At 53.8% G+C, this 12941-nt stretch carries 19 protein-coding genes; all 19 read left to right on the forward strand.

Annotated elements, in window-relative coordinates; genetic code table 11:
* Position 1 precedes the first annotated feature (1 nt).
* The 19 genes from Q7K71_06455 (at position 2) to Q7K71_06545 (ending at position 12921) form a co-directional block, all read left to right on the forward strand.
* The gene (locus Q7K71_06455) at positions 2 to 340 is read left to right on the forward strand and encodes a hypothetical protein (GenBank protein ID MDO8675735.1); all 339 of its coding nucleotides are present in this window, start codon (positions 2 to 4) and stop codon (positions 338 to 340) included.
* Positions 333 to 1052, forward strand: a complete 720-nt coding sequence (locus tag Q7K71_06460; protein MDO8675736.1) for an ATP-binding cassette domain-containing protein — start codon at positions 333 to 335, stop codon at positions 1050 to 1052. The genes Q7K71_06455 and Q7K71_06460 overlap by 8 nt, the downstream gene beginning before the upstream one ends.
* A 24-nt stretch (positions 1053 to 1076) precedes the next feature.
* Positions 1077 to 1667 (forward strand): MlaD family protein, encoded by a 591-nt coding sequence (locus Q7K71_06465; protein MDO8675737.1) that lies wholly within the window; start codon positions 1077 to 1079, stop codon positions 1665 to 1667.
* A gap of 12 nt (positions 1668 to 1679) precedes the next feature.
* Positions 1680 to 1973: a YggT family protein gene (locus tag Q7K71_06470; GenBank protein MDO8675738.1), complete on the forward strand. Its 294-nt coding sequence runs from the start codon at positions 1680 to 1682 to the stop codon at positions 1971 to 1973.
* Between the two features lie 57 nt (positions 1974 to 2030).
* Positions 2031 to 2327: a YbaB/EbfC family nucleoid-associated protein gene (locus Q7K71_06475; GenBank protein ID MDO8675739.1), complete on the forward strand. Its 297-nt coding sequence runs from the start codon at positions 2031 to 2033 to the stop codon at positions 2325 to 2327.
* Positions 2328 to 2342: 15 nt separating this feature from the next.
* Positions 2343 to 2573, forward strand: coding sequence for a hypothetical protein (locus tag Q7K71_06480; protein MDO8675740.1), 231 nt, complete (start codon positions 2343 to 2345; stop codon positions 2571 to 2573).
* A gap of 8 nt (positions 2574 to 2581) precedes the next feature.
* Positions 2582 to 3061 carry a transcription elongation factor GreA gene (greA, locus tag Q7K71_06485; GenBank protein ID MDO8675741.1) on the forward strand — a complete coding sequence of 160 codons (480 nt, stop codon included), beginning with the start codon at positions 2582 to 2584 and terminating at the stop codon, positions 3059 to 3061.
* A gap of 538 nt (positions 3062 to 3599) precedes the next feature.
* Positions 3600 to 4145, forward strand: coding sequence for an ORF6N domain-containing protein (locus Q7K71_06490; protein MDO8675742.1), 546 nt, complete (start codon positions 3600 to 3602; stop codon positions 4143 to 4145).
* A gap of 43 nt (positions 4146 to 4188) precedes the next feature.
* Entirely contained in the window at positions 4189 to 5202 is a 1014-nt protein-coding gene (locus Q7K71_06495) for a Gfo/Idh/MocA family oxidoreductase (protein ID MDO8675743.1), read from the forward strand.
* Complete coding sequence (locus Q7K71_06500) at positions 5199 to 5756, forward strand: acyltransferase (GenBank protein MDO8675744.1); 558 nt, start codon at positions 5199 to 5201, stop codon at positions 5754 to 5756. The genes Q7K71_06495 and Q7K71_06500 overlap by 4 nt, the downstream gene beginning before the upstream one ends.
* Positions 5719 to 6456 carry a glycosyltransferase family 2 protein gene (locus Q7K71_06505; GenBank protein MDO8675745.1) on the forward strand — a complete coding sequence of 246 codons (738 nt, stop codon included), beginning with the start codon at positions 5719 to 5721 and terminating at the stop codon, positions 6454 to 6456. The genes Q7K71_06500 and Q7K71_06505 overlap by 38 nt, the downstream gene beginning before the upstream one ends.
* Positions 6453 to 7202, forward strand: coding sequence for a 23S rRNA (guanosine(2251)-2'-O)-methyltransferase RlmB (gene rlmB / locus Q7K71_06510; GenBank protein MDO8675746.1), 750 nt, complete (start codon positions 6453 to 6455; stop codon positions 7200 to 7202). Before Q7K71_06505 ends, rlmB begins: the two co-directional genes overlap by 4 nt.
* Positions 7144 to 7755 carry an HD domain-containing protein gene (locus tag Q7K71_06515; GenBank protein ID MDO8675747.1) on the forward strand — a complete coding sequence of 204 codons (612 nt, stop codon included), beginning with the start codon at positions 7144 to 7146 and terminating at the stop codon, positions 7753 to 7755. Before rlmB ends, Q7K71_06515 begins: the two co-directional genes overlap by 59 nt.
* On the forward strand, positions 7752 to 8501 hold the full coding sequence (locus Q7K71_06520; GenBank protein ID MDO8675748.1) for a M48 family metalloprotease: 750 nt from the start codon (positions 7752 to 7754) through the stop codon (positions 8499 to 8501). Before Q7K71_06515 ends, Q7K71_06520 begins: the two co-directional genes overlap by 4 nt.
* A 35-nt stretch (positions 8502 to 8536) precedes the next feature.
* Positions 8537 to 8827 (forward strand): hypothetical protein, encoded by a 291-nt coding sequence (locus tag Q7K71_06525; protein MDO8675749.1) that lies wholly within the window; start codon positions 8537 to 8539, stop codon positions 8825 to 8827.
* A 5-nt stretch (positions 8828 to 8832) separates the two neighbouring features.
* Positions 8833 to 10419 carry an ATP-binding protein gene (locus Q7K71_06530; GenBank protein MDO8675750.1) on the forward strand — a complete coding sequence of 529 codons (1587 nt, stop codon included), beginning with the start codon at positions 8833 to 8835 and terminating at the stop codon, positions 10417 to 10419.
* 15 nt (positions 10420 to 10434) lie between these two features.
* Positions 10435 to 10788 (forward strand): Hpt domain-containing protein, encoded by a 354-nt coding sequence (locus Q7K71_06535; GenBank protein ID MDO8675751.1) that lies wholly within the window; start codon positions 10435 to 10437, stop codon positions 10786 to 10788.
* On the forward strand, positions 10785 to 12197 hold the full coding sequence (locus tag Q7K71_06540; protein ID MDO8675752.1) for a hypothetical protein: 1413 nt from the start codon (positions 10785 to 10787) through the stop codon (positions 12195 to 12197). The genes Q7K71_06535 and Q7K71_06540 overlap by 4 nt, the downstream gene beginning before the upstream one ends.
* Before the next feature lie 37 nt (positions 12198 to 12234).
* On the forward strand, positions 12235 to 12921 hold the full coding sequence (locus tag Q7K71_06545) for a hypothetical protein (protein MDO8675753.1): 687 nt from the start codon (positions 12235 to 12237) through the stop codon (positions 12919 to 12921).
* Positions 12922 to 12941: the final 20 nt, after the last annotated feature.

Here is a 12941-nt window from a genome sequence, read left to right on the forward strand (position 1 = left end):
TATGCGTTTACGTTCGCTGTGCGCTCTGTCTTTATTGAGTGCCGTTTTTGCCGCTGGCTGTGCCAATGGGGGTAACAATGACGGGCAATTGCAGAGCTATCTGTACCCTGTCGTTGAGGCGGGGTGGATCCGTAACGGCGAACCCATTGAGTACGGGGAGGAGAGGTGGTTTTCCGTGAACGACGTCGAGATCCTGATGGATTCCGAGGTCGCTGTGATCGGGGAGTACAAGGGCACGCAGATCTTCGTGGACAAGATCGACACAAAACCGTATGACCGTCTTTATACCAAGTTCGCCAAGAACAAATTCCGTTATTATGAGCGTTCGCCTAATGATTAAAGTTGAAGGCGTTTGCAAGAGCTTTGCCGGGGAGCGGGTCCTGGAGGATATCACTTTTGATATCGCTTCCGGCGAGATCGTGGTTTTGCTGGGCTCCAGCGGTGTGGGAAAGACGGTTTTGCTCAAACATCTGATCGGGCTCATCGCTCCCGACGCAGGGCGCGTCCTGATCGACGGCGTGGACATCACCTCATTGCCCGAGGAAGGGTTACTGCAGGTGCGCAAATCCATGGGTTATCTGTTCCAGGAGGGCGCACTGTACGATTTCATGGATGTTTTTGACAATGTCGCTTTTCCTTTAAGGGAGCATACGGTTTTAAGCGGCCCGGCCATCACGGACAAGGTCCGTGATGTGCTTAAACTGGTGGGCCTGCAGGATGCCGGGGAGAAATTCCCGGCGCAGTTAAGCGGGGGCATGAAAAAACGGGCGGGATTGGCGCGCGCGATCATTTTGGGGGCCAAGATCCTGCTGTGCGACGAGCCAACCTCTGGCCTGGACCCCATCCGCAGCCGTGATATTTCGGACCTGATCCATTCCGTGGCCAAAAAGATCGGTTCCACGACCGTCATCACTTCACATGACATTGATAATTCTTTGCGCATCGCCGACCGTCTTATCCTTTTGAACGAAAGCCGGATCGTGGCCGTGGGCACGCCCCAGGCCATGCGCGCCAACCAGGAAGGGTTCGTCCGTGAATTCCTGCGGGTCTAGAGAAAGCCGTTAATGGAGAACATTATGGACAAAAATAGCGTCAAGAAAATAGCGGCGGGACTGTTTTTCGCGGCGGGCCTGGTCCTTGTTGCCATCAGCGTTTTTTTTATCGGCATTGACCGTGGCCTGGCCCAGCCGAAATTCAAGGTCATTGTGCTTTTTAACCAGGTGGGCGGCCTGGTGGACGGCGCGCCCATCCGCATCTCCGGGGTCAACGTGGGCATCGTCGGGTCCACGGATTTCCTTGATAACCCCATTGAAGGCCGCAGTTTAAAGGTCGTCATGGACATCTTTAAGAAATACGAATCGCAGTTCCGCAAATGTTCCCGGGTGAGCATCAAGACCGAAGGGGTGCTGGGACAGAAGCTCATTGAGATCAGCGAAGACCGCACCCGCATTGTCTTTGACATGACCAAGCCTATCATCGGGGAAGATCCCCTGGACGTTGAGGACATGGCCGGGGTCATCACCCACACCGCGGTTTCCCTGCAAAAGACGAGCGAGGACGTCAACCAGGTCATGAACGAATGGAAATACATTTCCCGCAAGGCCAAGCGGATGATGAACCGTTTTGAGCAGAAATTTATTGAGGGAGACCTGTTCAAAATATTTTAGGGAGGGAAAGGCATGTTCGTCCTGGCAAATTTCATGCACGCGCTGGCGGTTCTTGTGAACATCGTCCTGACGGTGTTTTATTGGCTCATCCTTTTTCGGGCGATCATCAGCTGGGTCAACCCGGACCCGTTCAATCCTATCGTGCAATTCGTGCATCGGGTGACGGAACCGGTCCTTGAGCCCCTGCGCCGGCTTTTGCCGCCCATGCCCATTGATATTTCCCCGATCCTGGCGTTTTTGGGCGTCATTTTCCTGCGTTCATTTTTGGTCAGGACCCTGCAGGACCTGGCCATGCGTTTACAGTAATTCTTGCAAAATGAAGGGCTTTCATGTATATAGAGAAGGCATTTTTAAGGAGACGACATGTTCGATAAGATCAAGCAGATGATGACGTTAAGGAAACAGGCCGATAAGCTCAAGAAAGAACTGGAACTCGTCATCATCGAGATCAGCGATGTGCGGGGCATCAAGGTCGTTGTCAACGGCGCCCAGATCTTCCAGTCGGTGGACATTGACGCGGGGCTTTTGAACGCCGGCAATAAGAACCGCCTCCAGATGGACCTTTTACGCAGTATCAACACCGCGGTCAAAAAGTCCCAGCAGGCGGCCGCCAACAAGATGCGCAATACGCCCGGTTTGAACATACCGGGGTTAACTTAAAAATCAGGAGGACTCATGCCTTACGATGCCAGTTTAGACGCCGCCACATTCAAAGAAGTGATCGATTTTGAGAACACCCGCGTTACGGTCGGGGTTTTTTCCTATAACGGCGCGCCCAAGAAATTGCAGATCACCCGCGAAAATTTTCTTAACGAAAAATGGAGTTTCACCAAACTCGGCCGTTTGAACAAGGAAGAGGCGCAGGCGGTTCTGCCGATCATGGCCAAAGCCATCGAAGCGCTCTAGGGAGTTTTATGGCCAACGAAGTTTACTTGACCCGCGAGGGTTTTCATAAACTGCAAAAACAGCTGGAGACCCTCAAGTCCACCGAACGCCGCAAGATCGCCAAAGCGATCGGCGAGGCGCGCGCGCAGGGCGACATTTCCGAGAACGCCGAATACGACGCGGCCAAGGAAGCGCAGGCCCACAATGAGACCCGTGTTGCCGATTTGGAGGCAAAACTGGTCAACGTGCGCATCATCGAGAATGAGAAGATCCCTTCCGACAAGGTGTTCATCGGCGCCATCGTGGCGCTGGAGGATCTGGACAGCGGTGAAAAAATGACCTACATGCTGGTGTCCCCGGAAGAGGCGAGTTACGAGGAAAAAAAGATCTCGGTGTTTTCCCCCATCGGCAAAGGGCTTTTGGGCCATAAAGCCAAAGAGACCGTGGAGTTAAAAGTCCCGGCCGGGACACTCAAGTATAAAATTTTAAGCATCAAACGTCCTTCTTAAGCGCAGGTTCCGCCCACAACATTATCAACGGGTAATACAGTAAGATAAATTTGTCATTTTATCGTATATGGTGTATCATAAAAATGATTTTGTTGCCTCCGCATTCCCCATGCGGTTAACATAAATTCCCCTAATCAGAAGTTGTTGCTTACGCAAAATAAACCATCATCTTTGAGGTTTCAAATTGAAACCTCAAGTTACCGTGGATTGTCATTCCCGCGCAGGCGGGAATCCAAAACATTGACCAAAGGAATACTATGCTCAAAACATTGTCCATCGCCGAATGGCCCATCGACGACCGTCTGCGGGAAGTAGGTAATTTTACGTAACAAGGGGGTAAAATGTTGAATTATTACCTACTTAATGGCTTTAAAAATATGTTTGACCCGGTGATTTGACTTATCACGGCCGTAATGATAGAGTGGTCATCACATAGTTCTTCCGGTTCCCCGCCGGAAGTGCGGTTCATACAAACTCCCCTGTTGCAAGCGGTCGTGCCTGTTTTTTTAAGAATTCTTAATTTTCAAGGGGGCGTGCCATGTCTCAAGAACAAAAGAAGGGGATCCTTGTGCCAGTCGAGATCATCCATAGTAAGATCTATTTAATTCGAGGACATAAGGTCATGTTTGATAAGGATTTGGCGGAATTGTATAATGTTGAAACAGGACATCTCAATAGGGCGGTCAGCCGGAATATCGACCGTTTCCCGGAAGATTTTATGTTCCAACTAACAAAGGAAGAGATGGATTCTTTAAGATGCCAATTTGGCATCTTAAAGAGAGGGCAGCACATTAAGTATTTACCCTTCGTTTTTACTGAGCAGGGGATCGCTATGCTCTCAAGCGTGCTTAAATCCAAAAGAGCTGTCCAGGTGAACATACAAATTATACGGGTTTTTGTGAGACTTAAAGAGCTGATACTTTCCCACAAGGACCTGGCCCGCAAGATTGAGGACCTGGAGCGGAAATTCGGCGACCATGATGCCAAAATCATCCACCTGTTCAATGAGATTCGCCGGTTGATGGCCACTTCTGAGCCGCTGGATAATTACAAAAGGACAAAGGTAGGTTTTGTGGTGAATTAAGAAACGCTTTTGCAAGTGGGCGGGTTTTCTGTATAATGCACCCATGATTTCTCTCGGCGTCATCGGTTGCGGTCATTGGGGACCCAACCATGTCCGTGTTTTTTCCCAGTTGACGGCCTCGCGTGTCGTCCGGTGCGCAGACCCCGACGAAAAACGCCTGGCATTCGTCCGCGCGCTTTTTCCCGCTGTTGAAACCACGACGGACTATACGCGGATCCTCAAAGATCCCGGCGTTGACGCGGTGGTCATTGCCGCGCCCACTGATCTGCATTTTAAATTGACCAGGGAGGCGCTGGAGGCGGGCAAGCATGTCCTTTGCGAAAAACCCCTGTCGCTTGACCCAGATGAGTGTCTTAAGCTGGGCGATCTGGCCCGCAAGCAGGGCAAGGTCCTGATGGCCGGGCATGTTTTTGTTTTCAACCGGGGCATTGTCAAGATGCGCGAGTACATCCAGGGCGGAGAATTAGGGGCATTGCATTACGCCCATAGCGAGCGCACCAATCTGGGCCCGTTCCGTTACGACGTCAATGCCTTGTGGGACCTGGCCCCGCACGACATTTCCATTTTCAATTACCTGTTTGACAGTTGTCCGGTGAGCGTTTCGGCCCGCGGGCATAAATGCCTGGGCAAGGTCCTGGAAGACCTGGCCTTTGCCACCCTTGATTATCCCAATGATGTCATGGTCAATATCCATGTCAGCTGGCTTGACCCCAGGAAGGTGCGCCAGATCACCATCGTCGGCGCCCAGAAAATGGTGTCCTGGGACGACCTGGACAACGACGGGTCCATCAAACTTTACGACAAGCACGTTGAGAAAACATCCGTTTATTACGAGACCTATGGCGAGTTCCAGCTGTTGTCCCGTGAGGGGAACGTCACCATCCCCAAGATCGGTTTCCACGAGCCGCTCAAGGACCAGGCGCAGTATTTTATCGACTGTGTTGTCAAAAACGTCCCGCCGGTTTTGGCGGATGCCCAAAGGGCTTATGATGTTGTGCGCACCCTGTGCGCCATCCAGGAGTCCATGGACCGCAAAGGCGAATTGGTCAAACTATGAATTATTTTAAGCACGAAAAAGCATTGGTCCATCCCAAGGCCGTGGTCGGTGAAGGCACACGCGTTTGGGCCTTTGCCAATATTCTGGAAGGGGCTGTGGTCGGCAGGCAATGCAACATTTGCGACGGTTGTTTTGTTGAAGGAGGCGCCGTCCTCGGCGACCACGTGACGCTTAAAAACGGTGTGGCGGTCTTTAACGGGATCACGCTCGGCAACGACGTGTTCGTCGGTGCCCATATGGTGTTCATCAATGACCGTTATCCGCGTTCCAACCGTGCCGATGCCTGGACGCTGGAAAAGACCCTGGTCAAGAAAGGGGCCGCCCTTGGCGCCAATGCCACCATCATGTGCGGCATCACCATCGGGGAATACGCGGTGGTGGGCGCGGGGAGTGTTGTGACCAAGGATGTGCCGGCGCACAGCATCGTTGTGGGCAATCCCGCCAAAGCCGCGGGCCACGCCTGCTGCTGCGGCCGTAAACTTTCTTCTGATCTGCGTTGTTCGTGCGGCCTGAAATATGAAACATCGCATTCTGGTCTGTCCTGTTGCTTATAATGAGCGGGTGAAAATAAAGAACGTCATTGATCGTTTTTTGAAAAGCCGCGCTTTTGGCAAGACGGATTATTGCATCGTGGACGATGGTTCCGATGACGGCACCAGCGAAGTCATCGCCGGTTTTGCCCCGCAAGGGGTCAGGACGGTCAAACACCCCGGACGCAGCGGGGTGGGGGCGGCCATCCGCACGGCCATCCGTTACGCGCAAAATAATCACTACGACGTCCTGGTTATCATGGCCGGCAATGACAAGGACGATCCCGAGGAGATCCCGCTGGTGGCGGGCCCCGTCGTGGAGCAGGGTTTTGACGTGGTGCAGGGCTCAAGGTATCTGGGCAAGGCCGGTTCCAGCGGCGACATGCCGTTCTATCGCAAGGTCGCCACGCGTTTGCATCCGTTCATTTTTTCTATATTCACCGGACGAAAATTGACGGACACCACCAATGGTTTTCGTGCCATGCGGGTGGCGATCTTTGACGACAAACGGATCAACCTGGACCAGGAATGGCTCAATAGCTATGAACTGGAACCGTATGTGCTCTATAAAGCCATCACGTTAGGGTACAAATTCAAGGAAGTGCCCGTCACCAAAATTTATCCGCCCAAAAATTCAGGCGGCTATACCAAGATGAAGCCCTTTGTCAGTTGGTGGGGCATTTTAAGGCCGCTGTTCTATCTGCGTTTGGGAGTTAAAACATGAGACTTTTCGGAAAAAACCCCGTCATTGAACGGCTGAAGGCCGATCCCAAGAGCATCCGCCGCGTCCTTCTTGAACTGGGACATCCGGACACCGCGTATGTGCACAAGAAATGCCATCAGTGGGGCATTCCGGTCGCGTCGGTACCGCGCAGCAAGATCCAAAAACTGGCGCAGAGTTTGAATACCCAGGGGGTACTCGCCGAAATAGATGAATTCCCGTATCAGCCCTTTGAAGACATGCTGGATACGGCGTGGGACAAGAAACAGACCCTCGTTTTTTTGGACAATCTGACCGACCCGCAGAATCTGGGCGGCATCCTGCGCACCTGCGGTTCTCTGGGCGATTTCGCCGTTGTCCTGCCGACGGCGGAGTCCGTCAGCGTGACGGAGACGGTATTGCGGGTGGCCTGCGGCGGCGAGAATTATTTGTCGGTCGCGCGCGTTTCCAATCTGGCCAATGCCATTGAAAAGGCGAAGAAAAAAGGTTTTTGGATCATCGGTACTGTGGCCAAAGATGCCAAGAATATCACGGATGTTCAGATGAATTTCCCGGCGGGCCTTGTCCTTGGCTCCGAAGACAAAGGGGTGAGGGACGTCATCCGCAAGAAACTGGACCTGGAAGTGATGGTCCCCATGAAAAATGAACGCATGTCGCTCAACGTGGCCCACGCGGCCGCCATTTTGTCCTATGAGATCATCCGCCAAAAAAAGAAACAAAAAGACCGACCCGCACACGGCAACCCTTAATTTCTTTGGGGAAGCGGGACTGCTCAAGCGCGTCCACCGCAGCGGCTGGTGGGTGGCAGGCATTGAGAATCCGGAAACCGTGGCCGAACATTCCTTCCGCTGCGCGGTCATCGCGTATTATATCGCCCATTGCGAGAATGCGGACCCTTTCAAGGCGGTGACCATGGCGCTTTTTAATGACATCCACGAGGCGCGCATCAATGACCTGCACAAGATGGGGCATTATTACATTAATTTCCGCGACGCCGAGAAAAAGGCCTTTGCCGACCAGATCGCGGTCCTGGACCACAGGGTCAGGAAAGCGCTGGCTTCCCTAAGGCTGGCGTATGACGCCCAATCCTGCCGTGAAAGCCTGATCGCGCGCGACGCCGACATCCTCGAATGCCTTTTGCAGGCCAAGGAGTACGTGGATAACGGCTACCCGGCCGCCCGCACGTTCTTTAAAAGCGCCCCCGGCCATCTCAAAACAAAGACCGCCCGCGCGCTGTGGAAAAAAGCCCTGCGCTGGGACAGCCACGCGTGGTGGCAGGAAGTTGTCAAGTTCGAACGATGACCCGATGGCTTTTGTCCTGTTTTTTGCTGCTGACCGGCTGCGCCACCTACAATACCGCCACCGAGCGCAACGAGATCATTCTCATTTCCACCTCTTCCGAAGTGGCGATGGCCCACAGCATTCACAGTCAGATCTCTTCTCAAAATAAGATCATCAGTAATACCGACGAGACCAGGCGCCTGGAGCGCATTGGCGGGCGCGTGGCGCGCGTCAGCGACCGCCAGGATTACCAGTATCATTTCTACCTGATCGACAGCGACGAGATCAACGCCTTCACCGTGCCGGGCGGCAACATCTATTTTTATACGGGGCTTTTGCGCCGCCTGCCCTCGGACGACCAGGTCGCCTCGGTCCTCGCCCATGAGGTCGGTCATTGCGCGGCCAAACACACCGTCAAGAAATTCCAGGCCGCTTTGGGTTATAACGTCGCCCGCAATGTGCTGGTCAACATCCTTGCTTTAAGGGCGCCGGGGGTCCAGTCCGTGGCAGGATTGGGCGCGGATGCCGTCATGAACCTGGCCAACTCCGCCTACAGCCGACGGGACGAATATGAGGCGGACCGTTTGGGAATTAAATATCTGTATTTGGCCGGTTTTGATTTAAATGGTATGATACAGGCATTTGATGTCCTGCAGGAGGCGACCAAGGGCGATCACAGCCCTCTGATCCTCAGATCACATCCTTTTTTAAAGGACCGCATCGTGGCTGTGCGCAAAGAGATCGAGGCTGTCGGGACAAAATACTGACGTAGGGGCCGGGTCACCCGGCCCGAAGGGTGCTCATGCGGCGCATCGGGATCGCGGCCAGCAAAATGGCCAGGGGCAGTTTGCCCAAGTACAATGTTTTCGTCATCATGATCGCTTTTTTGTGTTCTTTGCTTTTGTTCTTTATCTGCGGGCTCTCCATTTTAGCGGCGCTGTTTTTGGTTTCTTTGGTGTGCCGGCCGTTTTTGTCTCCGGAATTTAACGCTGCGTCACCGGCGATCGTCCGGGTATGTCTGGTCGCCCTGGCCGTTGTCATCGGGGTCCTCAACGTTTTGGCCGTGATCAAGAACGTAAAAGTCAACAAATAGGGATTATGCCTTCTAAAGCCGCACATCTGTCCGCCCAGCAGCAAATATTCAAGGTTGTCTTTGAACGCTCTCCCGCCGGCATCACCGTCACCGACCAGCACGAGCGCATCACAGCCTGGAATCCCATGGCCGAGAAGATGCTCGGCATGGGCCACAAGGACCTTTTGAACAAACCTGTCCAGGACCTCTATACGCCAGACGAGTGGAAACGCATGCGTGACCTGCAGATCCGCAAGCACGGGATGCTGGCCGACATCGCCACCAAGGTCATCCGCAAGGACGGGACCATGCTGGACGTCAACACTTCGATCGCTGTGCTCAAGGACAATGACGGCCATGTCGTGGGCGCCATCGGCATCATGCATGACATGTCCCGCCAGAAGATGGTGGAAGAACAGTTGATGCAGGCCAAACTTGCCGCGGAACAGGCCAATATCGCCAAGAGTGTATTTTTGGCCAACATGTCCCATGAGGTGCGCACCCCCATGAACGCCATCATCGGTATGCTGGACCTGACATTGGACACCGCGCTCAACGATGAGCAAAAGGACAATCTGGAAGTGGCCAAGGATGCCGCGGACAATCTCTTGAGTTTGATCAATGATATTTTGGATCTTTCCCGGGCCGAAGCGGGCAAGGTCGTCGTCGAAGAAATTGAGATCAATGTGCCGGACATCGTCAAGAACGTCGGCAAGGGGCTTTCGGTGCTGGCGCGCAATAAGAGCATTGACCTGATGTGGAACGTTGATGCCGGCATCCCGCGGCAATTGGTCGGCGACCCGGTGCGTTTAAGGCAGGTTTTGGTCAATCTGGTCAATAATGCGATCAAATTCACCAACAAAGGCCAGGTGCAGGTCAACGCCAAAATGGAGTCCTTAACAGCCAAGGACTGTGTCGTCAAGTTTGAGGTCATAGACCAGGGCATCGGCATCCCTAAAAAGAATTTGGCCACGATTTTTGACGTGTTCACCGAAGCGCACAACACCACGGCCCGCCGTTATGGAGGCACGGGGCTGGGACTGGCGATCTGCAAAAAGATCGTCGAGATGATGCGCGGGGCCATTTGGGTCGAAAGCACCGAGGGCAAGGGGAGCATGTTTTATTTCACCATCATTTTTGGCGTCAACCCCGATCTCATATGCCACCCCGTGCATGGTCAGGCGCGCGGGCAGGCGGTTGTCCAGGACAATCTTCCCGATGAGATCAGGCATTTGCGCGTCCTTTTGGCGGAAGATAATGTGGTCAACCAGCGCATCGCGGTCAAGACGCTGGAAAAATTCGGCTGGTCGGTGCACGTCGCCGGTGACGGCCAGGAGGTTTTGGATATTCTCAACAAACAGGCCTTCGATGTCATTTTGATGGACGACCAGATGCCTCTGTTGACCGGGGCGGAAGCCACCCAGGTCATACGCCGCGAAGAAAAACAGACGGGACAGCATATTCCCATCATCGCCATGACCGCCAATGCCATGTCCGGCGACCGCGAAAGGTATCTGGCCATCGGCATGGACGGTTATGTGTCCAAGCCCATTGACCGCCAGGTCCTGTATCAAGAGGTTGTCCATCTCGTGACACAACGTTTGAAAGAATAGAAAGGCCTCAAGTCCATGAGCGATGATGCGATCGACCTGCCGGAAGCCCTGGAGCGGGTCCAGGATGACAAGGGTTTTCTGGTGGAATTGCTGGATGTTTTTCAGGAGGATTTCTTAAAAAAGCGGGCCGTTCTGGCAGAGGCCCTGACAACCAGGGATATCATGAAGGTCATGGAAGTCGCCCATTCCATGAAAGGTTCCTCGGGTAATATTTCAGCCAAAGGCATATACACCATATGCCTGGAGCTGGAAAAGCTCGCCAAAACCAACAGCACCGACGGTATGCAGGATCTGGCCAGGAACATCGATGTCCAGTTCGCGGGCGTTCAGGCGTTCGCCGCCAAGCTCAAAAAAGAGTTGGGCGGATGACCGCCGTCCGTGACCTTTGGCCGGCCTTGTCCCTTGTGGCCGTCGCCTGTGTCCTTTATGCCAATACTGTTGTTCATCCGTTCGTCCACGATGACCTTGTTTTTATAGTCCAGAATCCCGCCATCAGCCGGCTCGATCATATCGCCGGTATTTTTTTGGACCCTTCCGGCGCGGTCTCCCACGGCATCAACGCGTATTACCGTCCTGTCCTGGAATTGATCTACCGTCTGGAATACCGGTTTCTCGGGCCTGATCCCAGCGGGTATCACGCGTTCAATGTCCTCGTGCACGCGGCCAACGGCGTGCTCATTTTCTTTCTTTTGTCCCGTCTGGGCTTGGGGTCACGCGGCCTGGCCTGGGGGTTGTCCGCGATCTTCCTCGTCCATCCGGCGCAAAGCGAGTCGGTGGCCTGCGTTGCCGGCATATCCAATCTTGCGTCGGCATTTTTTATTCTGGCATGCCTTTATTTTTACGTGTCCCGCCGTACTGTTTGGGCCATGGCCGCGTTTGTTCTCGGCCTGTTCACCAAAGAATCCACGGTCATCCTTCCGCTCATGTTGATCGTCGTGGACCGCCTGTATATCGGTGGATCTGCCGGCCGCACATGGACCCGCGCGGGACCGTTTGCGGCGCTTGCGTGTGTTTTTCTGGTCCTTCGTCAGTATTTGACGGGGACGGATCCGGTTTCAGCTGTTTTGGCCTCGCCGGGAGAACTTGCCTTACGCCTCCTGGCCATCCCGCGCACCCTGCTGACTTACGGAAAGATCATTGTCCGGCCGGATGACCTGCATTATTACCGCAACACCGATATCCTGGCGCCCAATGCCTGGGCTTTCGCGCTCCTGGGGCTGATCATCCTGACGGGGCTGTGGTGGTTCAGGCGGCTTAATACCGATGACAAAAGAACAGTTATTTTTGGGGCCGGATGGTTCTTGGCGTTCCTGCTTCCTGTCCTCAATGTCGCGCCGCTCATTAATGAATATTCGTTCATCCTGACCGCCGAGCATTTTTTATACCTTCCCATCGTCGGTGTTTTACTGACCGGCGGCGTTGTCCTGTGCCGTTGGACGGTCCGTCCGTCCGTGCGCAAGGGCATATTCGCCGTGGTTTTCGCGGCGTGCTTCGTTACCACCGTTGGGCAGAACACCTTCTGGAGAGGGGAGGTCCCGCTGTTTGAGCGCATGATCCGTTTTGAGCCGCGCTTCGGCCGCGGCCATATTCTTTTGGCCAGGGCGTATGATGCCGACCACCGTTATGATCTGGCCAGGCGTCATTTCCTGATCGCCCTGGGTATCATGCAGGGTTACGCGGCCAGGGCATCTAACGCGACGGCGAAAAACATTTATCTGGGCTTCATCAGGGATATTCATATGGATTTGACGCGGCTGGAAAAGATGGGCAAATTGTGATAGTTTAAGGACATTCCGTAAGTTTGGGGGCTCATTTATGTTTTGGATCGTTGTGATCAGTTTTGCTGTTTTGATCGGCGTCGCGTTGGCGGTCTATGCCATGCCGTCGGACTCTACCAAGGCGTCCAGAAGGAGGGAGAGGCGGCCGGAGCCCGTGCCCCAGGAAAATCCTAAGGACAAAGAATGGCAGGCCATTGCCCAGCGCTGGGAAAAACATAATCTCGGCCTGCAGGGCGATATCGAAAAAATGAAGATGGAGCAAAAGAAATTCCTGCAGGACATGGAGGACCAGAAAGCTCGCAACCAGGAGCTCGTCGAGAAATTGGCCCTGGAAAAAGGGTGGAGGGAAAAGGAGCAGGGGAACCTGGACAAGGCCAAGGCCCATGAGAAGGACCTTAAGGAACAGATCTTCCGCACGGAAGGTGATCTGGAAAAAGAACACACGGCCCGCCTGCGCGCCGAGCGCGACCATCAGGAATTAAAGATCAAAACCGATGCCCTTTTGGAAGAAAAACGCCTGTTGTCCACCAAAGCCATGAGTTTGGAAACCACGGTCCAGCAATTGTCTAAGGAGGCCAGGGAGCTCAAGCGCGACAATGAAAACTTAAGCCGCAAGCGTGAGGATATCCAGTGGGTGGCCAAGTCGGAGTTTGAAGAGGTCAAAAAACTTTTACTCGCCAAAGAGCAGGAGATCGCCCGGCTGAAAAACGCCCCCGCCGGCTGACCATTATGCTTTTTTCCCGA

This window comes from Candidatus Omnitrophota bacterium (assembly GCA_030650275.1).
Lineage (GTDB): Bacteria > Omnitrophota > Gorgyraeia > Zapsychrales > Fredricksoniimonadaceae > JACPXN01.

Excerpts from the sequence above, each read along its gene's own strand:
- Q7K71_06540 (MDO8675752.1), top strand. The coding sequence starts at position 10,785 with ATGACCGCCGTCCGTGACCTTTGGCCGGCCTTGTCCCTTGTGGCCGTC.
- Q7K71_06470 (MDO8675738.1), top strand. The coding sequence starts at position 1,680 with ATGTTCGTCCTGGCAAATTTCATGCACGCGCTGGCGGTTCTTGTGAAC.
- Q7K71_06490 (MDO8675742.1), top strand. The coding sequence starts at position 3,600 with ATGTCTCAAGAACAAAAGAAGGGGATCCTTGTGCCAGTCGAGATCATC.
- Q7K71_06475 (MDO8675739.1), top strand. The coding sequence starts at position 2,031 with ATGTTCGATAAGATCAAGCAGATGATGACGTTAAGGAAACAGGCCGAT.
- Q7K71_06520 (MDO8675748.1), top strand. The coding sequence starts at position 7,752 with ATGACCCGATGGCTTTTGTCCTGTTTTTTGCTGCTGACCGGCTGCGCC.
- Q7K71_06530 (MDO8675750.1), top strand. The coding sequence starts at position 8,833 with ATGCCTTCTAAAGCCGCACATCTGTCCGCCCAGCAGCAAATATTCAAG.
- Q7K71_06465 (MDO8675737.1), top strand. The coding sequence starts at position 1,077 with ATGGACAAAAATAGCGTCAAGAAAATAGCGGCGGGACTGTTTTTCGCG.
- Q7K71_06505 (MDO8675745.1), top strand. The coding sequence starts at position 5,719 with ATGAAACATCGCATTCTGGTCTGTCCTGTTGCTTATAATGAGCGGGTG.
- rlmB (MDO8675746.1), top strand. The coding sequence starts at position 6,453 with ATGAGACTTTTCGGAAAAAACCCCGTCATTGAACGGCTGAAGGCCGAT.
- Q7K71_06480 (MDO8675740.1), top strand. The coding sequence starts at position 2,343 with ATGCCTTACGATGCCAGTTTAGACGCCGCCACATTCAAAGAAGTGATC.
- Q7K71_06455 (MDO8675735.1), top strand. The coding sequence starts at position 2 with ATGCGTTTACGTTCGCTGTGCGCTCTGTCTTTATTGAGTGCCGTTTTT.
- greA (MDO8675741.1), top strand. The coding sequence starts at position 2,582 with ATGGCCAACGAAGTTTACTTGACCCGCGAGGGTTTTCATAAACTGCAA.
- Q7K71_06535 (MDO8675751.1), top strand. The coding sequence starts at position 10,435 with ATGAGCGATGATGCGATCGACCTGCCGGAAGCCCTGGAGCGGGTCCAG.
- Q7K71_06460 (MDO8675736.1), top strand. The coding sequence starts at position 333 with ATGATTAAAGTTGAAGGCGTTTGCAAGAGCTTTGCCGGGGAGCGGGTC.
- Q7K71_06500 (MDO8675744.1), top strand. The coding sequence starts at position 5,199 with ATGAATTATTTTAAGCACGAAAAAGCATTGGTCCATCCCAAGGCCGTG.
- Q7K71_06525 (MDO8675749.1), top strand. The coding sequence starts at position 8,537 with ATGCGGCGCATCGGGATCGCGGCCAGCAAAATGGCCAGGGGCAGTTTG.
- Q7K71_06545 (MDO8675753.1), top strand. The coding sequence starts at position 12,235 with ATGTTTTGGATCGTTGTGATCAGTTTTGCTGTTTTGATCGGCGTCGCG.
- Q7K71_06495 (MDO8675743.1), top strand. The coding sequence starts at position 4,189 with ATGATTTCTCTCGGCGTCATCGGTTGCGGTCATTGGGGACCCAACCAT.
- Q7K71_06515 (MDO8675747.1), top strand. The coding sequence starts at position 7,144 with ATGAGATCATCCGCCAAAAAAAGAAACAAAAAGACCGACCCGCACACG.